Source organism: Pseudomonas cerasi (assembly GCF_900074915.1).
GTDB lineage: Bacteria > Pseudomonadota > Gammaproteobacteria > Pseudomonadales > Pseudomonadaceae > Aquipseudomonas > Aquipseudomonas cerasi.
Map to the genome: position 1 here is coordinate 1167468 of NZ_LT222319.1, position 24917 is coordinate 1192384.

Sequence of the window (24917 nt, forward strand, 5' to 3'; positions counted from 1 at the left end):
GCCCTGCAAATCCCGCATGCAAAAAAGCCCCTGGCATCGCTGCCAGAGGCTTTCTTGTATCTGCGTGGGTGCGTCGTTATCAGCCTTCGGCTTGAACTTCGTCAGCCTGCATGCCTTTCTGGCCCTGCACCGCAACGAAGGTAACTTTCTGACCTTCTTTCAGGCTCTTGAACCCGTTACCCTGAATGGCGCGGAAGTGTACGAACAGATCCGGCCCGCTCTCAGGAGTGATAAAACCAAAACCTTTTTCGTCGTTGAACCACTTGACGGTACCGCTCTGACGTTCAGCCATTTTCTTATTTCCTTGACGCTTGACTTGAATTGGTTACAGCCTCTTTCGTATGAAAGAGCACTGGGGCTGGTTGCAGGAAGTAAGAAACGTAGAACGGGTTGTAGCAAACCTAGAGCTACTGCCCAGGTCCAGATTCGGCGACCCATGCAAACACAGTTCGGAAACTCTACGCCAAGTCCCGTTACAAATACAACCCCCTTGCTTGGCACCCTGTTTCCGGGGCTTTGGCCTTGTATGCGCAGTGTTTGCGCCGCGTGCACGGTGATTGATCCGTCATAACATTTTGCACTTTATAGGTGCATTTTTTGCATATATGACAGGCTGTTCACGTGTTCGAAATACTGACGAAACACTGCTGGGGAACAGCGCTTCAGCAACACCGAAGTGTTGCTGTTTTTTTGACGCCGCTATTTAACTGCGGAAGTAACATTGCGCAACAAAAGGCATTTTTGCGACGAGCATGGGGACTCTCTTGCCGCGCACCATTGCCCAGACAGGTGTATTCAGCGCCGTGTAATCGTTATGCAGATAACCCATGGCCAGCGGCCCGGTCAGCGACGGCCCAAAACCGCCGCTGCATACGGTACCGATAACAGCGCCCTGTTCATCGACGATCTCGGTACCTTCACGCACGGGTGTGCGCTCCTGGGGGAGCAGGCCGACTCGCTTCTTGCTGACGCCGTTCTGTTGCTGGGCAAAGATTCGCTCGGCGCCCGGAAAGCCGCCTGCACGCGCACCGTCGGCGCGACGCACTTTGGAAATGGCCCACAACAGACTGGCCTCGATCGGCGAGGTGTGTGTGTCCATATCATGGCCGTACAGGCACAGACCGGCTTCCAGTCGCAGCGAATCACGTGCGCCCAGACCGATCGGTGCCACTTCCGGCTCATTCAGGAGGCGGCGTGCCAAGGCTTCAGCCTGTTCGGCAGGCACTGAAATTTCATAGCCGTCTTCACCGGTATAGCCCGAGCGACTGACATAGCATTTGACGCCGAGCAGCGTGACGCTAGCGAACTGCATGAAGGTCATTTTGGCAACTTCCGGAGCGAGGCGTGCCAGTACGGTCACCGCGGCCGGCCCTTGCAGCGCGAGCAGGGCGCGTTCTTCGAACAGTGGTTCGATCTTGCAATGCCCGGCCAGGTGCTTGCACAGGTGCGCCAGATCCTGATCCTTGCAGGCCGCGTTGACCACCAGCATCAACTGGTCGTTGCCAAGATTGGCCACCATCAGGTCATCGAGAATGCCGCCGTTCTCGTCGGTGAACATCGCGTAACGCTGCATGCCGACCGGCAGGTCAATGATGTCCACCGGCACCAGGGCTTCGAGTGCCTTGGCCGCGTCCGTACCGGTGAGGCGAATCTGGCCCATGTGCGAGACATCGAACAGACCGGCCTGTGCGCGGGTGTGCAGGTGCTCTTTCATTACGCCAGCCGGGTATTGAACAGGCATGTCGTAACCGGCGAAGGGCACCATCTTCGCGCCGAGTTCGCGGTGCAGGGCGTGCAGGGGAGTGGTCAGCAGTGATTCTGTGGACATGTTCGATTCCTTGTTGAGCGGGCCGTGCCAATGGCACGGCCTGTGCGCGCAGCGCGATCAGGCAATGCCGGGCGGGGGCTGTCACGCTTCCTGATAGTTCTCGATGGACGGGCAGGCGCAGACCAGGTTGCGGTCGCCGAAGACGTTGTCGACACGACCGACCGGAGGCCAGTACTTGTTCTCAATCAACGAATCGACCGGGTACACCGCCTGTTCGCGGCTGTAAGGATGGCTCCACTGGCCGACGATTTCCACAGCGGTATGCGGCGCGTTTTTCAGCGGGTTGTCATCCTTGTCCAGAGTGCCGTTTTCAACTGCGCGGATTTCTTCGCGGATCTTGATCATGGCATCGCAGAAGCGGTCCAGTTCTTCTCTGGATTCACTCTCGGTCGGCTCGATCATCAGCGTCCCGGCAACCGGGAACGACATGGTCGGGGCATGGAAGCCGAAATCGATCAGACGCTTGGCCACGTCATCAACGCTGATGCCGCTGCTGTCCTTGATCGGGCGCAGGTCGAGAATGCACTCGTGGGCGACCAGACCATTGCTGCCGGTGTAGAGCACTGGGTAATGCTCCTCCAGGCGGCGCGAGATGTAGTTGGCGTTGAGAATCGCCAGTTGCGAAGCGCGTTTGAGGCCGTCACCGCCCATCATGCGGATGTACATCCAGGTAATGGGCAGAATGCTGGCGCTGCCGAACGGTGCTGCGCAGACCGCGCCTTCCTTGCGCTCCATGCGTGCATGGCCGGGCATGAACGGGGCGAGATGGGATTTGACGCCGATCGGGCCAACGCCCGGGCCGCCACCGCCGTGGGGGATGCAGAATGTCTTGTGCAGGTTGAGGTGCGATACATCGCCGCCGAATTTGCCCGGAGCGCACAGGCCGACCATGGCGTTCATGTTTGCGCCATCGATGTAGACCTGGCCACCGTTGTCATGAACGATGCCACAGATTTCGCGAATGCCTTCTTCGAACACGCCGTGGGTCGACGGGTAAGTGATCATGATTGCCGCAAGCTGGTCACGATGCTGAATGGCCTTGGCGCGCAGGTCCTCGATGTCGACGTTGCCGCGCGCATCACAAGCAGTCACTACGACGCGCATACCCGCCATGTTGGCAGTCGCCGGGTTGGTACCGTGCGCCGAGGACGGGATCAGGCAGATGTCGCGATGTTCATCGCCACGGCTCTGGTGATAGGCGCGGATCGCCAGCAGTCCGGCGTATTCACCCTGTGAACCAGCGTTCGGCTGCAGCGAGATCGCGTCATAACCGGTGGCCGCACAGAGCATGGCCTCCAGTTCGTCGGTCAGTTGCTGGTAACCGGCGCTTTGCTCGGCCGGAGCAAACGGGTGCAGGTTGCCGAACTCGGCCCAGGTCACCGGGATCATTTCGCTGGCAGCGTTGAGCTTCATGGTGCACGAGCCCAGCGGAATCATGGTGCGATCCAGCGCCAGGTCCTTGTCGGCCAGTTTGCGCAGGTAGCGCATCAGCTCGGTTTCCGAGTGATAGCGGTTGAACACCGGGTGGCTGAGGATCGCTGACTGACGCAACAGCCCGGCCGGCAGACGCGATTGCACGCTGTCTGCCAATGCGGCGAAGTCCGGCAGGCTCTGGCCTTCGCTGGCGAAGATTGCCCACAGGGTTTCAACGGCCGACTGCGAGGTGGTTTCGTCCAGCGACAGACCCAGACGCTGGTCATCGATTTCGCGCAGGTTGATGTGCCTGGCGCGTGCGGCGGCATGCAGTGCAGCGGTTCTGCCGCCGGTGTGCAGGGTCAGGCTGTCGAAGAAAAATGCCTGCTCGGCCTTCAGGCCCAGGCTGCTCAGGCCTTCAGCCAGAATTGCGGTCAGGTGGTGAACGCGATTGGCGATCTGTGTCAGGCCGCGCGGACCATGATAGACCGCGTACATGCTGGCGATGTTGGCCAGCAGCACCTGCGCGGTGCAGATGTTGCTGGTGGCCTTCTCGCGACGAATATGCTGTTCGCGGGTCTGCATGGCCAGACGCAGGGCCTGCTTGCCGTGACGATCTACCGACACGCCGACCAGACGGCCGGGCATGTCACGTTTGAAGGCATCGCGGGTCGAGAAGTAGGCCGCATGCGGGCCTCCGAAGCCCAGCGGCACGCCGAAGCGTTGCGCGCTCCCGATTGCCACGTCAGCGCCGAATTCGCCTGGCGGGGTCAGCAGGGTGAGGGCCAGCAGGTCGGCAGCCACGGCGACCAGTGCATTGGCCGCGTGGAAGCGCTCGACCAGCTCGCGGTAATCGAATACGTCACCATTGCTGGCCGGGTATTGCAGCAGCGCGCCGAAGTAATCGCTGACATCGCCCAGCTCGTGCTCGTCGGCTACGACCACGGTGATGCCCAGCGGCTCGGCGCGGGTACGCAGCACGTCGAGGGTCTGCGGGTGGCAGTGGCTGGACGCGAAAAACTGTTGGCTAGCCTTGTTTTTGCTCAAGCGTTTGCAAAAGGTCATTGCCTCGGCGGCCGCGGTGGCTTCGTCGAGCAGAGAGGCGTTGGCAATCGGCAGGCCGGTGAGGTCGCTGATCAGTGTCTGGAAATTGAGCAGTGACTCCAGGCGGCCTTGGGAAATTTCTGGCTGATAGGGCGTGTAGGCGGTGTACCAGGCCGGGTTTTCCAGCAGGTTGCGCAGGATCGGTGCTGGCGTGTGGGTGTTGTAGTAACCCTGGCCGATGTAGGTCTTGAACAGCTGATTCTTGCTGGCGATGGCCTTGATGGAGGCCAGCGCATCAGCTTCGCTCTGCCCGGCAGGCAGGTTCAAAACGCTGGTGCCCTTGATGCTTTCCGGAATGACGCTTTCGCTCAGCGCATCAATTGAATCGAAACCCAGTGTTTGCAGCATGGCCTGCTCGTCGGCCGCCCGGGGGCCAATGTGACGGGCGATGAATTCGTTGGCAGTGGTCAGTTCAATACGGTCAGTCATGGCGTGCTCCTCAGGCTTCGGCGTTGGCTTTGATCAGGCGGTCGTAGGCGTCCTGATCCAGCAGGCCGTGAATGGCGTTGGCATCTTGTGGAACGAAGCGGAAGAACCAGCCCGCACCGAGGGCATCTTCATTGACCAGCTCCGGTGTGGCGTCGAGGGCGGAATTGACCTCGACGACTTCACCGTCCAGCGGCATGTTGATGCTGCTGGCCGCTTTCACCGATTCCACCACTGACACTTCAGCGTGTTGAGTGTAGGCCTGTAATTCGGGGAGCTGCACGAAGACCACATCGCCCAGCGATTCCTGCGCGTAGGGCGTAATGCCGACCGTTACGCTGCCGTCGGTTTCGGCACGCAGCCATTCATGGTCAACGGTGAATCGCAAATCGCTCATACAAACTCCTAGGAGAACAGGGCTCGCGCAGGACGCAAGCAATATGAGCTATGACTTAGCAATTTAGCGGCCATGTTTTGTTTTTTTAATTAAATCAAAGGGTTGTATTTTTTTTAACTGAGCCTGTAGATCTTGGGTGTAGCGAAAACGCTACAGTCGTCAGGTATTTGAAAATACCTGATTGATCAAGGCCTTGATACGCACGGAATGAAGTGTTTTGGAGTGAAATCGTTACAGTGGATCGTTTTCGTTACGAGTGGGTTGCAGTGAGTGCATCCATCCCGCAGTGGTCATCGTTCTCAAGCAGGCCGGACGCATCAGTCGCGCGTCACCCTTTACCTGACGCGGCTTTCTTTTCCGGTGAGCACAAAAACGTTTCGAGCTCTTCAAGCGGCAGCGGCTTGCTGATCAGATAACCCTGGATTTGATCGCAGTGGTTTTCCCTCAGGAACGCCAGTTGCTCCGGGGTTTCCACACCCTCGGCGATCACCTGCAGGTCGAGGCTGTGAGCCAGCTCGATGATGGCTCTGGCAATGGCGGCGTCCTGTGGATTGCTGGTCACTTCACGAATGAATGCGATGTCGATTTTAAGCTTGTCTATAGGAAAGCGGCGCAGGTACGCCAGGCTTGAATAGCCGGTGCCGAAGTCATCGATGGAAATACTCACGCGATTGGCCCGCAGCGCTCCCAGGGTGGCGATGGTGTGCGTGGTATTTTCCATCAGCGAACTTTCTGTCAGTTCGACCTCAAGCCACTGCGGCGCAACATTGTGTTTTTCGAGGGCCTGACGAATGTCGGCAACCAGGCTGCTGCTGGAAATCTGTTGCCCCGAAATGTTGACCGCTACCTGAAACAATCCCAGCCCGGAGCGTTGCCAGCGCGCGATCTGCGCGCAGACGCTGTCGACCACCCAGTTGCCGACTTCACCGATCAGGCCGAGGCTTTCCAGCACAGGAACGAATACAGCGGGCGAAACGCCTGGATGGCCTGGGCGTGGCCAGCGCAACAGCGCCTCAAGCCCGCATATGCGGTCGTTGTTCAGGTCCAGCTTGGGTTGGTAGACGATTTCGAAGGACTGATTACGCACGGCTTCGCGCAGGGCAGCCTCAAGGTCCAGGCGTGCCGAAACATCGGCGTTCATCTGCGGCGTATAGAACCGGTAGTTGTCCGGGCCGATTTTTCGGGCGCTGTTCATGGCGGTGTAGGCGTGTCTGATCAGCTCGCGTGAGTCTTCGCCGTCCTCCGGGTACAGCGCAATACCGATGCTGGCGGTCATGACCAGGCTCTGGCCTTCTATGTGGAAGGGCGCTCGCAATGCGTTGCGGATGCGCTCGAGCGTTTGCCGGGTATCCGCCTGGCCGGGACGAAGCATCAGAATCAGGGCGAACTGATCGCCGTCCACGCGGCCAAGGGTGTCGCTGGCATTCAGGCAGTTCGACAGTCGGCGGCTGACTTCCAGCAGCACCTCATCGCCCAGCACATGCCCCCAGGTTTCGTTGATGTTCTTGAAACCGTCGATATTGACCGTCAGGGCCGCCAGCTTCCAGCGACTGATGGCCGCCTGGGTCATGCCCATTTGCAGGCTGGTAAAAAACAGGTCCCGGTTGGGCAGGCCGGTCAGCGTGTCGTAGTGGGCCATGGTCAGCAGGCGTTGGTCGCTTTCCTTGCGCCGGGTGATGTCGCGCACGATGCCGACGATGACCCAGTCCTCGCCGGTGCGGTACGCCTGGCGATGGATTTCGACTTCGACATCCCGGCCACTCTTGTCGCGAATCTGGGTTTCCAGTGGCTCGCTGGGGCCTTTGCCGGCAATGATCTGGTCGTACACGACCTCAAGCTGCTCCATGGACGTTTCGCCCAGTTCGGCAGGCGTCTTGTGTGACAGTTCCTCAGCGGTGTAGCCGAGCAACTGGCAGGCGCGGCGGTTGAATTCGATCAGGCTCATGGTGTTGCGGTTGATCAGGAAAATCGCGTCTTCGGAAGCGTCCATCACCGTGCGAAAGCGCTCGAGATCGATGGTGCGCTGCTGCAATTGGTCTTCGAGGATCAGGCTGTGGCTTTTCAGGTAGTCGCCAAAGGACTTGAGGCGCAGCAGATTACGCACACGCAGCCACAGTTCGGCGCTGTCCACAGGCTTGTTGAGGTATTCCTCGGCCCCGGCCTCCAGTCCCGAGAGGCGGGCACTCTGCTCGTCGAGAGCCGAGAGCATGATGATCGGTATATTGGCGGTGCCCTTTTCGGCCTTGAGCTGGGTGGCGACTTCATAGCCGTCCATGCCCGGCATCATGATATCGAGCAGGATCAGGTCGGGTGCCTGTTGTTTGACCATGGCCAGCGCCAGCTCGCCTGATTCCGCCGTCAGTGTCCGATAACCCTGGTTCTGCAAGAGCACCTCCAGCAGGTCCCGGACATGGACGTCGTCATCGATAATCAGGATGGTCGCGGCGCTCTGGGTCATATCGAATGCTCAGGTAATGGACTGTTGAGGCAGATTTTTTTCCAGCAGGGTGTCGATGACCCGGTACAACTCCTTGTAGCGCAACGGCTTGATAACATAAGCGTTGCAGCCCGCCAGGCGGATCTTCTCCTTGTCTTCCTTCATGGCCATCGCGGTCAGTGCGATCACCGGGATCGCGGCTGTGCCGGCGTCTTTCTTCAATAGCGACGTGGCGGTCAGGCCGTCCATTTCCGGCAGATGGATGTCCATCAGGATCAGGTCGGGCTGGCGCTCGCGAGCCAGTTTCAGGCCGCTTTCGGCATCGACGGCCGACAGCACAGCGTGCCCGGCGCTGGTCAGCAACAGCTCTGCCAGACGCATATTCGCCGCGTTGTCTTCAATGATCAGGATCTGGGCCATCGTGCCTCCGCTGATTCAGGTGAGCGGATGGGCAGCCACACAACGAAGCGTGCGCCGAGGTCTTTCACGCTGGCCACTGCGACGCAGCCGCCGTGAAGTTCGGCGAGCTGCTTGACCATCGCCAGGCCCAGTCCGGTGCCTTCGAATTTGCGTGCCAGGCCGCTGTCGATCTGGCTGAACGCCTTGAACAGCTTGCTCATGTCACTTTGGGCGATGCCGATTCCGGTGTCGCTGACACTCAGTTCCAGAAACTGCTCACAGTCGCTGGAGGGAAGCGCAAATCCGTAGGTCGGCCAGTCACCGTCGATAAGGCCTGCCTGAGCAAGCGGCACCAGACGCACCGCCAGTGTCACCCAGCCACCGGGCTCGCTGAATTTCACGGCGTTGGCCAGCAGGTTGTAGACGATCTGTTTGGTCTTGCGCCGGTCGAGCTCAAGCACGCCGAAGTCGGCCTCTGTTTCCAGCTTCAGCTGGATATGTTGCAGTGCGGCTTGCTCGCGAACGATCAGCAGGCTGTTGCCGAGCAGTTCGTCCAGATCCACCGATTCGAGCTCCAGCGTCATCATGCCGGCCTCGACCTTGGACAGGTCGAGGATGTCATTGATCAGTGACAACAGATGCTGGCCGCTATTGAAGATATCGCCTATGTAGCGTCGCTGGGCATCGGTCATGTCGCCGACCATGCCGTCCCTGAGTGCCTCGGAAAAACCGATCACGGCGTTCAGCGGCGTGCGCAGTTCGTGCGACATGGTGGCAAGAAACTCGGACTTCATGTGGCTGGCGTGTTCCAGCTCGATATTCTTTTCTTCCAGTGTTCGCTCGAAACGCTTGCGCTCGGTCACGTCGCGGGCTGCGGCGAAGACACCCTTGAGCTTGCGGTCACGGTCGTGAAAGGTGGCAGCGTTGTAGGACACCACGGTTTCAGTGCCGTCATAGGCCCGCACGGTAAGTTCGTAGTCACTGACCTTGTGCTCGCTGAGCACGCGCTTGATCGCGGCATCGGCACTCGCCGGGTCGGTGAAGAAGTTTTTGCAGGGCGCACCGATCAATTCGTCGCGAGTGCGTCCGGTCAGCGCCATCATCTGCTTGTTGACGTCGGAAATGATGCCTTGCGGGTCGGTCATCATCAGCGCATCGATGTTCGATTCGATCAGCGAGCGGGTATAGAACTGTTGGTCCCGCAAGCGCTGATCCAGTAATGCCTGAGCTTCTTCTTCCTGTTTGCGCGCAGTGTTGTCGGTGCCGATCAGCAGATAACCGATGATGGTTTCGGCGCTGTCGCGCAGCGATGTGACCGAGACCATGGCCGACAGGCGGCTGCCATCCTTGCGGATGTAGGTGAGTTCGTAGATGTCTTCGATGCCACGCGAAGCCTTGAATACCAGAGCCTCGAAGCCCGGTGTGATGGGCGTGTTGAGTTCATGGCTGAGGGCTGCTGCGCGGATGATGAGCTCGGCGGGGTCGGAGATGTCGGCAGGTGTGATTTTGTCGACAACGTCCTCGGAGTGATAACCGAGCATGCGTTCGGCGCCGACATTGAATATCTGGATAACGCCGTGTTCGTCTGTTGCGATGCTGGAGAAATAGGCGCTGTTGAAAATGGCATCCTGCAGTGCACCAGTCTTGAGGAGGATTTTCTGGCGGCGGGATTCGACGATTTTTTCAGCGCGAGACTGAGCATCGACGAGCGGGCGGTCCACTGGCGAGGTTGGCATATGACTTCCCGGTACTACCTGACCTTTATGCCATTACGGCCGTAATCACACTACGGACATCCATTCAAATGGATGATAAGAGGTTCATGGACAATACCAGATCGTTATCGGCAGATTAGTTATTAAATGAAACTTCTCGGAATATATTTTCGATAAATGACGCTAATCGACTAACGCTTGTCGGGAATTCCATATTTTCGCAGGCGATGAGCGATTGCGGTGTGCGAGGTATGCAGGCGATTGGCCAGTTGGCGGGTGGAAGGGTAGTCCGCATAAAGCTTTTCCAGCAGATTCCGCTCAAAGGTTTCGACGGCATGTTCGAGACTGTCGATCGAGCTGTCGTTCTGACGCGCCACGGCGGTGCCGGCGATATCCAGGTCGCCTATATCCACTTGAGTGTGTTCGCAAATGGCGGCCGCGCGAAAAATCACGTTTTGCAATTGCCGCACGTTGCCTGGCCAGCGGTTGCCGAGCAGGGCAGGGTAGGTGCCGGGTGCAAGCCTGCAGACCGGACGCTGAATCTGTGCGCACGCCTGTTCCATGAAGTATCGGGCCAGTAACAGAATGTCCTGACCGCGCTCGCGCAACGGCGGAACCTCCAGATTGAGGACGTTGAGGCGGTAGAACAGGTCTTCACGGAAGGTGCCTTCGCTGACCATTTTTTCCAGATCGCGGTGGGTGGCGCTGAGAATGCGCACATTGACCCTTACTTCCCGATCGCCACCGACGCGGCGGAAGCTGCCATCGTTGAGAAAACGCAGCAATTTGGCTTGCAGATAGGGTGACATTTCGCCGATTTCATCGAGGAATACGGTGCCTTGGTTGGCCAGTTCCATCAGCCCCGGTTTACCGCCACGCTGGGCCCCGGTAAAGGCACCCGGGGCATAGCCGAACAGTTCGCTTTCAGCGAGGTTTTCCGGCAGCGCTGCGCAGTTCAGAGCCAGGAACGGCTCGCCGTGGCGGGCGCTGCTGGCGTGACAGGCGCGGGCAACCAACTCTTTGCCGGTGCCGGTTTCACCCTGAATCAGCAGCGGTGCATCCAGCGCCGCCACCCGTTGCGCCCTTGCCTTGAGGGTGCGAATGGCGGCTGAGTCGCCAAGCAAGGCGTCGAAACCTTCGGCGTGATCATGGTGCAATGCCGACAGGCGTTCGCCGATTCGGCTGGGCAGGTACAGGGTAATCAGCGCGCCGGCTTCGGTAATCGGCGTGGCGTCCAGCAGCAGGGCTTCACCATTCAGGTTGATCTCGCGCAGCGGTAGACGAAAGCCGTTTTCCAGCAGGGCGACATGCAGACTGGGGTCGCTGAACAGCTCACCGATGGATTCACCCGCGGGCTCCCGGCCAATCAGCGCGATGAGTGCCGGGTTGGCCAGCAGCACGTGCCCGGCGCTGTCCAGAGCCAGCACCGGGTCAGTCATGGCGGCGAGCAACGCGTCCAGTTGCAGGTGGCGACGCTGCCCCGGGAGGATATCGACCACAGTGATCGCTTCCACACCTCGGACCCGAAACAGCGCGTCCTTGAGCTCTTCGAGCATCTGATGGCTGAGCGTCGGCGCATCGATGTACACATTGGGCGGCACCATCTCCACTGCGTCCAGATTCAGATTGCGTCCACCCAGAATCGCCAGCACTTCCTGGGTGATACCGACGCGGTCGATGAAGCTGACATGGATGCGCATGGGGCGATGACGGTTCGCGAATGAGAAGGCGGCAAGTATGCCTTGTGGCGGCAGGTTTGGTGAAATCCGCTTGTGGACTTGCACACACCTATCGCTGCTCACGCTCAAGCGTGGGCACGATGGTGTTCTCCGGTGCCTCATTCTTCCCGCTATTGCCCGCTGGCGTTCTACGGGCCTCGACAGCGCTGGCTTACTCCAGATGCTCCGGCTTCACCGGGTCACCTGACTTGGCGTGGAGTTTGTCGCGAATGTCCGCGAACATTCGGTCGTAGTCCTTGTGCTGGGCGATGGGCAGTGCGGCCGAGTTGGGCAAGCCGTGTCTTATTGCGATGCGACTCGCGTCGTGGGCGAAGTTGAAGGCGAGGTCACGGGGCAGCTGGAATTGCTCTTCGAACGACTTGCCGTTGATTGCGCCCTGCATGGTGAAGTGCATGGACGTGCCTTGCTTGGGATCTTCCTCCACGTTGTAGCGCAAGTGGATGTCATAGCTGATATCCGACGGTTGAAGCGCCACGTGGGTGAGGTGCAGATGGCCTGGCTCGTACATGAAGTGACTCCATCAAGTGGTGGGTGTGCTCAGTCAGACACCCCTCGCGAGCGGACGGTTCAGCCTTGCGCAGAGTACCGCTCGCTTCATGCCTGCGCTTAACGATCGATCTTGTCCGGCTCCGGCCTCGACCAGATCCATAGATTGCCCAGCGCCATCCCCGTGAGTGCCAGGTACAGCCACCAGGCATGGCCGATCAGGCTCAGCATCACCACGGCACAGACGAGCATGCTGATGGTGGCGCTGATCTTGGCCTTGCGCGCGACCAGTCGGCCATTACGCCAGTTGTACAGTATCGGCCCAAACACGCGGTGGTTTTCCAGCCAGGCGTTCAGCCGCGGCGAACTGCGTGTTGCCGCCCAGGCGGCCAGCAGAATGAACTCGGTGGTTGGCAGGCCGGGAACGAAGATCGCAACGATGCCTATGCCCAACGCGGTATAGGCGAGGATGCCGTATAAAAGGCGTGAAAGTCTTGAGCCGGGTGGTTTGTACGTCATGGTCTCTACAGGCAGGTTCGGGGAGCCCGGTCAGCTTAACAGCACCGGGCGCTTTTTCATGCCTGCACAGTTTCACCACCCGCAGTGCATCGATCTGCCATGCGCTGAGCATGGTCGCGAGCGTCCATGACCCGGACACCTCTCGCTGCACATGCTTCAGCGCGGCTGCGCCGTTACTGCGCGTTATGCAGTGCCAGGCAGTTGTCGAGCATGCGATTGGAGAACGCCCATTCGTTGTCGTACCACGACAGTACCTTGAGCAGCTTGCCGCTGACCTTGGTGTGGTTGGCATCGAAGATCGACGACAGCGGGTTGTGGTTGAAGTCGTGGGAGACCAGCGGCAGGGCGTTGTAACCGAGCACTTTGGAATGCTGACTGGCTTCTTTCAGCAGCGCGTTGACTTCATCGACCGTGGTTTCACGCTTCAGGGTCACGGTCAGGTCGACCAGCGAAACGTTGATGACCGGTACGCGTACCGCCATGCCGGTGAGTTTGCCTGCCAGCTCCGGCAGTACCAGGCCCACTGCTTCGGCAGCGCCGGTCTTGCTCGGGATCATCGACTGCGTCGCCGAGCGGGCGCGGTACGGATCGGTGTGATAGACATCGATCAGGTTCTGGTCGTTGGTGTAGGCATGAATGGTGGTCATCAGGCCGTTTTCGATACCCAGCTCGCGATGCAGCACTTGAGCGACCGGGGCCAGGCAGTTGGTTGTGCACGAGGCGCTGGAGATGATCTGGTGCGACTGGCGCAGCGTGTCGTGGTTGACACCATAGACGATGGTGGCATCGGCACCGCTGGCTGGCGCGGAGATAATCACCTTGCGTGCACCGGCGGTGAGGTGCGCGGCAGCCTTGTCGCGGCTGGTGAACAGACCGGTGCATTCGAACACCACGTCGATGTCCTGCGCTTTCCACGGCAGCTCGGCCGGATTGCGGATGGCACTGACCGAAATACGGTCACCATTGACGGTCAGGCTGTCCTTGTCACACTCGACTGTGCCGCTGAAAGGGCCGTGTACGGTGTCGAAGCGCAGCAGGTGCGCGTTCATTTCGCTGTCGCCAAGATCGTTGATGGCGACGACCTGCAGGTCCTGACGGTAGCCTTGGGTATACAGTGCGCGTAGGACGTTGCGGCCGATTCGGCCAAAACCGTTGATTGCAATACGAAGAGTCATACAGCCGTCCTTCTGAATTTGTTGTTGGAATTACAAGATTATTCTCATAGAAATAGAAAACAAGCCTTTTTAGTGGCAATATTTTGTTTTATCTACAACTACAAGCCTGAAAGGCACTCCCAGTTGATCGAGATCAGGGTTTTGCTCCCTGACAGTCACTGCTCGAAAACCGGAGCCGTCTTTACGGGTGACCTTAGACGTTAGCCTGGAGTTCATCACATGCATCCCCGCGTCCTTGAAGTAACCGAGCGTCTCATCGCCCGCAGTCGCGATACCCGTCAGCGCTACCTTCAATTGATTCGCGGCGCAGCGAGCGATGGCCCGATGCGCGGCAAGCTCCAATGCGCCAACTTTGCCCACGGCGTCGCCGCCTGCGGACCGGAAGACAAGCAAAGCCTGCGTCTGATGAACGCCGCCAACGTGGCAATCGTCTCTTCCTACAACGAGATGCTCTCGGCGCATCAGCCCTACGAACACTTTCCAGCCCAGATCAAACAGGCATTACGTGACATTGGTTCGGTCGGTCAGTTTGCCGGCGGTGTACCGGCCATGTGCGATGGGGTCACCCAAGGCGAGCCGGGCATGGAACTGGCGATTGCCAGTCGTGAAGTGATTGCCATGTCCACGGCGATTGCCTTGTCACACAACATGTTCGACGCCGCCATGATGCTGGGCATCTGCGACAAGATCGTGCCGGGTCTGATGATGGGCGCGTTGCGATTCGGTCATCTGCCGACCATTTTCGTGCCCGGCGGACCGATGGTCTCAGGCATCTCCAACAAGGAAAAAGCCGACGTACGGCAGCGTTATGCGGAAGGCAAGGCCACCCGCGAAGAGCTGCTCGACTCGGAAATGAAGTCGTATCACGGTCCGGGAACCTGCACCTTCTACGGCACCGCCAATACCAACCAGTTGCTGATGGAAGTCATGGGCATGCACCTTCCTGGTGCTTCGTTCGTCAATCCCTACACGCCATTGCGTGATGCGCTGACCGCAGAGGCGGCCCGCCAGGTGACGCGTCTGACCAAGCAGAGTGGCAGCTTCATGCCGATCGGCGAAATCGTCGACGAGCGCTCGCTGGTCAATTCCATCGTTGCGCTGCACGCGACAGGTGGCTCGACCAACCATACGCTGCACATGCCGGCCATTGCTCAGGCTGCTGGCATTCAACTGACCTGGCAGGACATGGCCGATCTGTCGGAAGTGGTGCCAACCCTGAGTCACGTCTACCCCAACGGCAAAGCCGATATCAACCACTTCCAGGCGGCAGGCGGCATGTCGTTCCTGATCCGCGAGCTGCTGGCTGCCGGTCTGCTGCACGAAAACGTCAATACCGTGGCCGGTTATGGACTCAGCCGTTACACCAAGGAGCCGTTCCTGGAGGACGGCAAACTGGTCTGGCGTGAAGGGCCGCTCGAAAGCCTCGATGAAAATATCCTGCGCCCGGTGGCCCGTCCGTTCTCGCCGGAAGGTGGGCTGCGGGTCATGGAAGGCAACCTGGGGCGCGGCGTGATGAAAGTGTCCGCGGTGGCTCCGGAGCATCAGATCGTCGAAGCACCGGCCAAGGTGTTCCAGGATCAGAAAGAGCTGGCCGACGCTTTCAAGGCCGGCGAGCTGGAGTGCGATTTCGTCGCCGTGATGCGCTTCCAGGGCCCGCGTTGCAACGGCATGCCCGAGCTGCACAAGATGACGCCGTTTCTGGGTGTCCTTCAGGATCGCGGGTTCAAGGTTGCGCTGGTCACCGATGGACGCATGTCGGGCGCTTCGGGCAAGATCCCGGCGGCGATTCATGTCTGCCCGGAGGCGTTCGATGGTGGCCCATTGGCGCTGGTACGCAATGGCGATGTGATTCGCGTGGATGGTGTAAAAGGCACGTTACAAGTGCTGGTCGAAGCGTCAGAATTGGCCGCCAGAGAACCGGCCATCAACCAGATCGACAACAGTGTCGGCTGCGGTCGCGAGCTTTTTGGATTCATGCGCATGGCCTTCAGCTCCGCAGAGCAAGGCGCCAGCGCATTTACCTCTAGTCTGGAGACGCTTAAGTGAAGTTGGCCCTGGTCGGTGATATAGGCGGTACCAATGCACGTTTTGCCATTTGGGAAGACGACACGCTGCATTCTGTCCGGGTATTCCCGACCATTGACTACGCGGGCCCGGAGAAGGCCATCGAAGTCTATCTGCAGGACCTGGAGCTGCAGCGCGGCGATATCGGTCATGTGTGCCTGGCGGTGGCCGGGCCTGTCGATGGCGATTTTTTCCAGTTCACCAACAGCCACTGGCAATTGAGCCGCAAGGCGTTCTGCGCCGACCTGCAGGTCGATGAACTGCTGCTGATCAACGATTTCACCGCCATGGCGCTGGGCATGACCCGGCTCAAGGATGATGAATACCTGACGGTCTGCCACGGTGTCGGCAAGCCTGATCGGCCGCGCGTGGTGGTGGGGCCGGGGACCGGGCTGGGCGTCGGTACGCTGATCAAACTCGAAGGCAGTCGCTGGATGGCGTTGCCGGGCGAGGGCGGTCATGCCGACCTGCCCATCGGCACCGCGCGTGAGGCGCTGCTGTGGACGCGGCTGATGGCCGAGCATGAACATGTCAGCGCCGAAGTCGTGCTCAGCGGTGCGGGCTTGCTGTTGCTGTATCAGGTCAGCTGCGCGCTGGACGACATCGAACCGGTGCTTAAATCGCCTGCGGCGATCACTACCGCTGCGCTCTCGGGCGACCCGGTAGCTGCGGCAGTGTTGGAACAATTCTGCGTGTTTCTCGGCAGAGTGGTCGGCAACCATGTGTTGGCCTTGGGCAGCCTCGGCGGGGTTTATATCGGCGGCGGCGTGGTGCCGCGCTTCACTGAGTTCTTCATCAACAGCGGGTTCAAGCGCGCCATGGCCGAGAAGGGCGTCATGAGCGACTATTTCAATGGCCTGCCGGTGTGGCTGGTCACGGCCGAATACCCGGGCCTCATGGGTTCAGGCGTGGCCCTGCAGCAGGCGTTTGGTGCGCAGATCTGAGCGATATGGCATAACAACAAAAATTAACAGCCAGACAAGGACGCTTCAACTTGAGCTCAGTCAGTAAATCGATCCTGTTGGTGGATGACGATCAGGAAATTCGCGAGTTGCTGGACACCTACCTGAGCCGCGCCGGTTTTCAGGTGCGCACAGTGGGCGATGGCGCGGATTTCCGTCGAGCGTTCAACGACGAACCAAGCGATCTGCTGATCCTCGACGTCATGCTGCCCGATGAAGACGGTTTCAGTCTGTGTCGCTGGATCCGCCAGCACCCGCGTCAGCCGCATGTGCCGATCATCATGTTGACCGCCAGTTCGGACGAAGCCGACCGGGTCATCGGTCTGGAACTGGGGGCCGATGATTACCTTGGCAAGCCGTTCAGCCCGCGCGAGCTTCAGGCCCGCATCAAGGCGCTGTTGCGACGTGCCCAGTTCGGTCAGGAGCGTCCGGGTGGCGACGTGATCCTGTTTGATGAGTGGCGACTCGATATGGTCAGCCACAGGCTGTTTCACAACGACGGCGAAGAGGTGATTCTGTCCGGCGCCGACTTCGCACTGCTCAAACTGTTTCTCGACAACCCCCAGCAGATTCTCGACCGCGACACCATCGGCAATGCCACACGTGGGCGTGAGTTGATGCCGCTGGAGCGCATCGTCGACATGGCGGTCAGTCGCCTGCGTCAGCGTCTGCGCGACACCGGCAAGTCGCCGCGTCTGATCCGCACTATTCGCGGCAGTGGTTACCTGCTGGCCGCAAACGTCAACTCGCAAGCGGGCAACGGCTATTAAACCGACAGGGGCAGGCACGAAGAGAACCGGCCTGCCGCTGCCGCGCTCGTTGCTGGGGCGCATGTTGCTGCTGACCTTGCTGGCAGTTCTTTTGGCGCAGGCGCTGTCCAGCGTGATCTGGCTGTCACAGTTGCGTGCCACGCAGATGGAAGGCCTGGTGACCAGTGCGCGCAGTCTGGCGTACTCGATGGCGGCCAGTGTCAGCTACTTTCGCTCATTGCCGCTGGCTTACCGGCCCATGGTGCTCGACCAGTTACGCAGTATGGGTGGCACACGGTTCGTGGTGTCACTCAACGATCACCCGCTGGACATGCAGATCATGCAGCCCACCCCTCGCAAGCAGGCGGTGCTGGACGTGGTGGGCGAGGTGCTGCGCCAGCGACTGGGCAATGGTCCGGACATCACCGTATGGTTCGCGCGGCCCGAAGAACTGCGGATCTTCAACAGCGACCTGAAGCTCGACGAGCTGCCGCGTTCGTGGGCGCATTACGCGCTGACACTCGAGCCGGTGAACCCGCCGGTGCTGGTTACGCAAATCGAAATGGCGCCGGGCGAGTGGTTCTACATTGCCTCGCTGCTGCCCGAACCCTACACCTCGCTGGAGGAGCAGGAGCTGCCTCTTCAGCAGGTCTCGTTCATTGTCCTGACCAGCGCATTTCTGCTGTTGTTCATCGGCTTGCTGGTGCACTGGCAGAGCCGCCCGCTCAAGCGTCTGGCGCGGGCCGCACGGGACATGTCGCTGGGCGCGGACGTCGAACCTGTGGTCGAGGGCGGCGGCAGCGAAGTCATCGAGGTCAGCCGGGCGTTCAATGCCATGCGCACACGGATCAGTCGCTACCTGACCGAGCGGGGGCAGTTGTTCAGTGCCATTTCCCATGATTTGCGTACGCCCATCACCCGTTTGCGCTTGCGGGTCGAGCTGCTCGAGGACGAGCAACTGCAACGCAAATTCAGTCGCGACCTGGATGAACTGGAGCTGCTGGTCAAAGGCGCGCTGCAGTGCGTCAAGGACACTGATATTCATGAAAACATCGAGCCGGTAGACCTCAACGCGCTGCTTGAATGTCTGGTCGAACCCTGGCTGCTTGCTGACGGCAATGGGCGGGTCACGCAGCAGGGTGAGGCTCAGGCTGCCTATTCAGGCAAACCGCTGGCGCTCAAGCGCTGCATCGGCAACCTGATCGATAACGCGCTCAAATACGGTGATCGCGCGCATCTGAAAGTCGAGGACGATGCCCAGGCGTTCGTACTGCATGTCGATGACGAAGGTCCTGGCGTTCCCGAGCAGCGTCTCGAACACGTTTTCGAACCGCATTTCCGTCTGGCAGGCAATCAGCAGCAGGGCTACGGTCTCGGCCTGGGCATCGCTCGCAACATTGCCCACAGTCATGGCGGCGAAGTCAGCCTGCAGAACCTGCGTGACGGAGGGTTGCGGGTAACGTTGTACCTGCCGAGAACTGTGGAATGACGCGCTGCACAGTGGCTTTTGGCTAGCGATTGCACCGGGATTTCAATTGTCACCATCCTGTGACAATCACGCGTCCCTTCGTTACTGTCGGCGCGTCAGGCTTGGTTAGACTCCCACGAAGCGCAAGCACCAGACTTGCTCATGCATAACAACAAGAAAGGTCAATTCGATGAATTCCATGTCACGTCTCGCTGTTGTCATCTCTCTCGCTTCGTTGTTCCCTCTGAGCGCTAACGCCGCTGAATCCAAAGGCACCGTAGAAGTCGTGCACTGGTGGACGTCGGGTGGCGAAAAGGCTGCAGTCGATGTTCTGAAAGCTCAGGTTGAAAAGGACGGCTTTACCTGGAAGGACGGCGCCGTTGCAGGCGGCGGCGGCTCCACGGCCATGACCGTGCTCAAGAGCCGTGCGGTTGCCGGAAATCCTCCCGGTGTAGCCCAGATCAAAGGCCCGGATATTCAGGAATGGGCCTCTACCGGCCTGCTCGATACCGATGCGCTGAAAGAGGTCGCCAAGTCCGAGAAGTGGGACTCCCTGCTGGACAAGAAAGTCTCCGACACCGTGAAGTACGACGGTGATTACGTAGCAGTACCGGTGAACATTCACCGCGTCAACTGGCTGTGGATCAACCCTGAAGTCTTCAAGAAAGCCGGTATCGACAAGGCGCCTGCAACGCTCGAAGAGTTTTACGCGGCAGGCGACAAGCTGAAAAAAGCCGGCTTCATCCCGCTCGCCCACGGTGGCCAGCCTTGGCAGGACAGCACCGTCTTTGAAGCTGTCGTGCTCTCGGTAATGGGGGCTGACGGCTACAAGAAAGCTCTGGTCGATCTGGACAACGGCGCGTTGACCGGCCCAGAAATGGTCAAGTCGCTCGCCGAACTCAAGAAAGTCGCGACCTACATGGATGCCGATGGCAAGGGCCAGGACTGGAACCTGGAAGCTGGCAAGGTCATCAATGGCAAGGCCGGCATGCAGATCATGGGCGACTGGGCCAAGAGTGAATGGACCGCAGCCAAAAAGGTCGCTGGCAAGGATTACCAGTGCGTAGCCTTCCCGGGCACCGAAAAAGCCTTTACCTACAACATCGACTCGCTGGCCGTCTTCAAGCAGAAAGACAAGGGCACGACTGCCGCACAGCAGGATCTGGCCAAGGTCGCCATGGGCGAGGACTTCCAGAAGGTCTTCAGCATCAACAAGGGTTCGATCCCGGTTCGTGAAGACATGCTGTCCGACATGAGCAAATACGGTTTCGACTCGTGTGCGCAAACCGCTGCGAAGGACTTCCTGGCTGATTCGAAAACCGGTGGTCTGCAGCCAAGCATGGCGCACAACATGGCAACTACGCTGGCAGTGCAGGGCGCGTTCTTCGATGTGGTGACCAACTACATCAATGACCCGAAAGCTGATCCGGCCGAAACAGCCAAAAAGCTGGGCGCTGCGATCAAGTCTGCCAAGTAATTCGTTCTGAACCGCCTTTAACCGTCGTCCGCAGTGTTGAAATCCCTGGTTGATTTCACCTGCGGCTGCGGCCTGGATTCGATACACCGCATGGGATACTCCCGATGAGCTCTGTCGCTGCGAACAGCAAAGCCTCGCCAATGGATGCGCTGCAACGCTGGCTACCAAAACTGGTGCTGGCCCCCAGCATGTTCATCGTGCTGGTGGGTTTCTATGGCTATATCCTCTGGACATTCGCACTGTCGTTCACCAACTCGACGTTCCTGCCTTCTTATAAATGGGTCGGTCTGGCGCAATACGCGCGTCTCATGGACAACGATCGCTGGTGGGTGGCAAGCAAGAACCTTGCTGTCTTTGGCGGGATGTTCATTGCAATCAGCCTGGTGATCGGGGTCCTGCTGGCCGTCCTGCTGGACCAGCGGATTCGTCGCGAGGGCATGATTCGTACTATCTACCTGTACCCGATGGCGCTGTCGATGATCGTCACCGGTACTGCCTGGAAGTGGTTGCTCAACCCAGGCCTGGGCCTGGACAAGATGTTGCGCGACTGGGGCTGGGAAGGTTTCCGTTTCGACTGGCTGATTGACCAGGACCGCGTGGTGTACTGCCTGGTCATCGCAGCGGTATGGCAGTCCTCCGGCTTCGTCATGGCGTTGTTTCTGGCAGGTCTGCGTGGCGTCGATCAGTCGATCATTCGCGCGGCCCAGATGGATGGCGCGAGTTTGCCGATGATCTACTGGCGCGTCGTGCTGCCAAGCCTGCGTCCGGTGTTCTTCAGTGCCGTGATGATTCTCGCGCACATTGCGATCAAGAGTTTCGACCTGGTAGCCGCGATGACCGCCGGTGGCCCCGGTTACTCATCCGACCTGCCGGCGATGTTCATGTATTCGTTCACCTTTAGCCGCGGCCAGATGGGCATGGGTTCTGCCAGTGCGATTCTGATGCTCGGCGCGATCCTGGCGATTCTGGTGCCGTATCTGTATTCCGAGCTGAGGACCAAACGCCATGACTAGTCATGTTGGCAAACCGGGCATCAGCTTCAGTCGTGTTCTGATTTACGCCGTGCTGATGCTGGCCTGTCTGATTTATCTGGTGCCGTTGGTGGTGATGCTGTTCACCAGCTTCAAGACACCCGAAGACATCGGCACCGGCAACCTGTTGAGCTGGCCGAGCGTAGTGACTGCAATCGGCTGGATAAAAGCCTGGGACCTGGTCGATGGTTATTTCTGGAACTCGATAAAAATCACTGTTCCGGCCGTGATCATCTCCACCGCAATCGGCGCGCTCAATGGCTATGTGCTGTCGATGTGGCGCTTCAAGGGCTCGCAGCTGTTCTTCGGTCTGTTGCTGTTCGGTTGCTTTCTGCCGTTTCAGACCGTCTTGCTGCCGGCATCCTTCACACTGGGCAAGATGGGGCTGGCCAATACGACCACCGGGCTGGTGTTTGTTCACGTGGTCTACGGACTGGCATTTACCACGCTATTCTTCCGTAACTACTACGTCAGCATTCCCGATGCGCTGGTCAAGGCTGCACGGTTGGACGGTGCCGGTTTCTTCACCATCTTCGGGCGCATCATTCTACCGATGTCCACGCCTATCGTGATGGTTTGCCTGATCTGGCAGTTCACCCAGATCTGGAACGATTTCCTGTTCGGCGTTGTGTTCTCCAGCGGCGATTCTCAGCCGATCACTGTGGCTCTGAACAATCTGGTCAACACCAGCACAGGTGCCAAGGAATACAACGTTGACATGGCGGCGGCGATGATTGCCGGCCTGCCGACACTGCTGGTCTACGTACTGGCTGGCAAGTATTTCCTGCGTGGGCTTACGGCCGGCGCGGTCAAGGGGTAATCATGGCGACTCTCGAATTACGCAACGTCAACAAGACCTACGGCAGCAATCTGCCGGACACACTCAAGAACATCGACCTGTCGATCAAGGATGGCGAGTTCCTGATTCTGGTCGGTCCATCGGGCTGTGGTAAATCCACGCTGATGAACTGCATTGCCGGTCTGGAAAGCATCAGTGGCGGTGAGATCCTGATCGACGGCCAGGACGTCAGCGGCACCAGCCCCAAGGACCGCGACATTGCCATGGTCTTTCAGTCCTACGCCCTGTATCCGACCATGAGCGTGCGTGAAAACATCGCGTTCGGGCTGAAGATCCGCAAGATGCCGCAAGCCGACATCGACGCTGAAGTGGCGCGCGTTGCCAAACTGTTGCAGATCGAGCACTTGCTCAATCGCAAGCCGGGCCAGATGTCCGGTGGTCAGCAGCAGCGTGTCGCGATGGGCCGTGCCTTGGCGCGTCGACCGAAGATCTACCTGTTCGACGAGCCACTCTCCAACCTCGACGCCAAGTTGCGCGTCGAGATGCGCACCGAAATGAAGTTGATGCATCAACGCCTCAAAACCACCACCGTTTATGTGACCCACGATCAGATCGAGGCCATGACGCTGGGTGACAAGGTGGCGGTGATGAAGGACGGTATCGTCCAGCAGTTCGGCACGCCCAAGCAGATCTACACCGATCCGGCCAACCTGTTCGTCGCCAGTTTCATCGGTTCGCCGCCGATGAACTTTATCCCGCTGCGCCTGCAACGCAAGGATGGCCAGTTGATCGCTGCGCTCGACAGTGGTCAGGCCCGTTGCGAGCTGCCGGTGGGCGTGTCCGATGCAGGCCTTGAAGATAGAGAAATCATTCTTGGTATTCGCCCCGAACAGATTATGCTGGCCGGCGCTGAATCGACCGGGCTGCCGACCATTCGTGCCGAGGTCCAGGTGACCGAGCCGACCGGTCCGGATACGCTGGTGTTCGTCACGCTCAATCAGAGCAAGGTTTGCTGTCGCCTCGCCCCGGATGTCGCACCGCAGGTTGGCGAGAGCCTTACCCTGCAATTCGATCCTGCCAGGGTGCTGATTTTCGATGCCCAGAGCGGCGAGCGTCTCGGGGTGCTGGGAGCGCGACTGGCGGCTGAACGGGAAAACAATGTGTCACCGGTCGAGCCGCAAGTGATAAATTGATTCAGCAACGAGCATCGCTGGCTGGCCGTCTGCTGCCAAAACGCACGGCCGACCAGCGAACACAGGGCAGTGAATGAAGTAACACGTCTACCAAAGCTAATAACAATAAAACGAGGATTGATGGGATGAAGAAGATCAACAAAGGTAAATCGCTTTCCCGGCTCCAGTTGGTATGCAAGCTGTCGGCGTTGGGTGCGATGGGTCTGGCAGGCAGCGTTCACGCCGCCGAGCCGTTTGCCGCAGATTCACCCTGGATGACGGGTGACTGGGGTGGCAAGCGCACCGAGTTGCTGGACAAGGGTTATGACTTCTCGCTGGAATACGTTTCCGAGATGGCCAGCAACCTGAAGGGCGGCTACAACGACGACACCACCGGTCGTTACAGCGACCAGTTCGCGCTGGGCATGAAAGTCGATTTGCAGAAAGTTCTCGGCTGGCAGGACGCAGAGTTCAAGCTGGCAATCACCGAACGTAGCGGTCGCAACATCTCCAATGACCGTATCGGCGATCCTCGCGCCGGTACACTCAGCTCCTCCCAGGAAGTCTGGGGCCGTGGTCAGACCTGGCGTCTGACGCAGATGTGGATCAAGCAGAAGTACTTCGACGGCGCGCTGGACGTCAAGGCCGGCCGTTTCGGTCCGGGCGAAGACTTCAACAGCTTCCCGTGCGACTTCCAGAACCTGTCATTCTGCGGCTCGCAGGTCGGTAACTACGTAAGCACCTGGTACAACTGGCCAATCAGCCAGTGGGCGTTGCGCATCAAGTACAACATCACGCCTGAAGTCTATGCCCAGGTGGGTGTGTACGAGCAGAACCCGTCCAACCTGGAAACAGGCAACGGCTTCAAGCTCAGTGGCAGTGGCACCGAAGGCATGATTCTGCCGGTCGAACTGGTCTGGACTCCATCCTTCAATTCGTTGCCCGGTGAGTACCGTGTCGGTTACTACAAGAGCACGCCAAACGCCAACGACGTCTATGAAGACGTGAATGGTCAGCCGCAAGCGCTGACTGGCGCAGCGTTCAAGTCGCACAGCAGCAAGCATGGCTGGTGGGTCGTGGCTCAGCAACAACTGACCACGCATGACGGCGATGCTTCGCGCGGCCTCAGCATTTTTGCCAACGCCACCGTGCATGACAAGGCGACCAACTTCGTCGACAACTACCAGCAGATCGGTTTCACGTACAAAGGTCCGTTCAACTCGCGTCCGAAAGATGACATCGGTATCGGTATTGCCCGTATCCACGTCAACGACGATGTGCAGGATCGCGTGCGTCTGGCCAACCAGATCAGCGGTATCAATGACTATGACAACCCTGGCTACCTGCCGGTCCAGAGCACTGAGTACAACTCTGAAATCTACTACGGCTTCCATGTCACCAACTGGCTGACCGTGCGTCCCAACCTGCAGTACATCAAGCATCCTGGTGGCGTAGATCAGGTTGATGATGCGCTGGTAGCGGGCATCAAGATCCAGTCGAAGTTCTGATTATTGACTGACGCGTAACGCGATCAAGGGTCGTGTGTGCTTTGCGGGC

General features: G+C 59.2%; 20 protein-coding genes. 9 read left to right on the top strand and 11 right to left on the bottom strand.

Annotated elements, in window-relative coordinates; genetic code table 11:
- Positions 1 to 79: 79 nt before the first annotated feature.
- The 11 genes from PCPL58_RS07785 to gap form a co-directional block, all read right to left on the bottom strand.
- The gene (locus PCPL58_RS07785; protein ID WP_003365337.1) at positions 80 to 292 is read right to left on the bottom strand and encodes a cold-shock protein; all 213 of its coding nucleotides are present in this window, start codon (positions 290 to 292) and stop codon (positions 80 to 82) included.
- Between the two features lie 411 nt (positions 293 to 703).
- Positions 704 to 1828 (bottom strand): glycine cleavage system aminomethyltransferase GcvT, encoded by a 1125-nt coding sequence (gene gcvT, locus PCPL58_RS07790; RefSeq protein ID WP_065349173.1) that lies wholly within the window; start codon positions 1826 to 1828, stop codon positions 704 to 706.
- An 81-nt stretch (positions 1829 to 1909) separates the two neighbouring features.
- Positions 1910 to 4774, bottom strand: coding sequence for an aminomethyl-transferring glycine dehydrogenase (gene gcvP, locus PCPL58_RS07795; protein ID WP_065349174.1), 2865 nt, complete (start codon positions 4772 to 4774; stop codon positions 1910 to 1912).
- 10 nt (positions 4775 to 4784) lie between these two features.
- Complete coding sequence (gene gcvH, locus PCPL58_RS07800) at positions 4785 to 5168, bottom strand: glycine cleavage system protein GcvH (protein WP_044309187.1); 384 nt, start codon at positions 5166 to 5168, stop codon at positions 4785 to 4787.
- Positions 5169 to 5496: 328 nt separating this feature from the next.
- Complete coding sequence (locus PCPL58_RS07805) at positions 5497 to 7626, bottom strand: putative bifunctional diguanylate cyclase/phosphodiesterase (RefSeq protein WP_003433601.1); 2130 nt, start codon at positions 7624 to 7626, stop codon at positions 5497 to 5499.
- A gap of 9 nt (positions 7627 to 7635) precedes the next feature.
- The gene (locus PCPL58_RS07810) at positions 7636 to 8025 is read right to left on the bottom strand and encodes a response regulator (protein WP_003365327.1); all 390 of its coding nucleotides are present in this window, start codon (positions 8023 to 8025) and stop codon (positions 7636 to 7638) included.
- Entirely contained in the window at positions 8010 to 9740 is a 1731-nt protein-coding gene (locus tag PCPL58_RS07815) for a PAS domain-containing sensor histidine kinase (protein ID WP_058397460.1), read from the bottom strand. The genes PCPL58_RS07810 and PCPL58_RS07815 overlap by 16 nt, the downstream gene beginning before the upstream one ends.
- Before the next feature lie 170 nt (positions 9741 to 9910).
- Positions 9911 to 11419, bottom strand: coding sequence for a sigma-54-dependent transcriptional regulator (locus tag PCPL58_RS07820; protein ID WP_060708966.1), 1509 nt, complete (start codon positions 11417 to 11419; stop codon positions 9911 to 9913).
- Positions 11420 to 11609: 190 nt separating this feature from the next.
- Positions 11610 to 11966 (bottom strand): DUF5064 family protein, encoded by a 357-nt coding sequence (locus tag PCPL58_RS07825; RefSeq protein WP_003433598.1) that lies wholly within the window; start codon positions 11964 to 11966, stop codon positions 11610 to 11612.
- A gap of 98 nt (positions 11967 to 12064) precedes the next feature.
- A complete protein-coding gene (locus tag PCPL58_RS07830; RefSeq protein WP_044309185.1) occupies positions 12065 to 12463 on the bottom strand; it encodes a YbaN family protein in 399 nt (132 codons plus the stop codon).
- Positions 12464 to 12636: 173 nt separating this feature from the next.
- Entirely contained in the window at positions 12637 to 13638 is a 1002-nt protein-coding gene (gene gap, locus PCPL58_RS07835; protein ID WP_003433596.1) for a type I glyceraldehyde-3-phosphate dehydrogenase, read from the bottom strand.
- A gap of 219 nt (positions 13639 to 13857) precedes the next feature.
- Between gap and edd the strand changes: the two genes are divergently transcribed.
- From edd to PCPL58_RS07880, 9 genes are all read left to right on the top strand, one after another.
- Complete coding sequence (gene edd / locus PCPL58_RS07840) at positions 13858 to 15684, top strand: phosphogluconate dehydratase (protein ID WP_003365314.1); 1827 nt, start codon at positions 13858 to 13860, stop codon at positions 15682 to 15684.
- Entirely contained in the window at positions 15681 to 16646 is a 966-nt protein-coding gene (locus PCPL58_RS07845) for a glucokinase (RefSeq protein ID WP_065349175.1), read from the top strand. The genes edd and PCPL58_RS07845 overlap by 4 nt, the downstream gene beginning before the upstream one ends.
- A 50-nt stretch (positions 16647 to 16696) precedes the next feature.
- Positions 16697 to 17434, top strand: a complete 738-nt coding sequence (locus tag PCPL58_RS07850) for a response regulator (RefSeq protein WP_003365308.1) — start codon at positions 16697 to 16699, stop codon at positions 17432 to 17434.
- A gap of 61 nt (positions 17435 to 17495) precedes the next feature.
- A complete protein-coding gene (locus tag PCPL58_RS07855; protein ID WP_065351017.1) occupies positions 17496 to 18902 on the top strand; it encodes an ATP-binding protein in 1407 nt (468 codons plus the stop codon).
- A gap of 169 nt (positions 18903 to 19071) precedes the next feature.
- The gene (locus PCPL58_RS07860) at positions 19072 to 20358 is read left to right on the top strand and encodes an ABC transporter substrate-binding protein (RefSeq protein WP_065349176.1); all 1287 of its coding nucleotides are present in this window, start codon (positions 19072 to 19074) and stop codon (positions 20356 to 20358) included.
- A gap of 104 nt (positions 20359 to 20462) precedes the next feature.
- A complete protein-coding gene (locus tag PCPL58_RS07865) occupies positions 20463 to 21371 on the top strand; it encodes a carbohydrate ABC transporter permease (RefSeq protein ID WP_003314048.1) in 909 nt (302 codons plus the stop codon).
- Entirely contained in the window at positions 21364 to 22209 is an 846-nt protein-coding gene (locus PCPL58_RS07870; RefSeq protein ID WP_003433593.1) for a carbohydrate ABC transporter permease, read from the top strand. The genes PCPL58_RS07865 and PCPL58_RS07870 overlap by 8 nt, the downstream gene beginning before the upstream one ends.
- Before the next feature lie 2 nt (positions 22210 to 22211).
- The gene (locus PCPL58_RS07875; RefSeq protein ID WP_058397458.1) at positions 22212 to 23381 is read left to right on the top strand and encodes an ABC transporter ATP-binding protein; all 1170 of its coding nucleotides are present in this window, start codon (positions 22212 to 22214) and stop codon (positions 23379 to 23381) included.
- 125 nt (positions 23382 to 23506) lie between these two features.
- Positions 23507 to 24868, top strand: coding sequence for a carbohydrate porin (locus PCPL58_RS07880; RefSeq protein ID WP_003408960.1), 1362 nt, complete (start codon positions 23507 to 23509; stop codon positions 24866 to 24868).
- Positions 24869 to 24917: the final 49 nt, after the last annotated feature.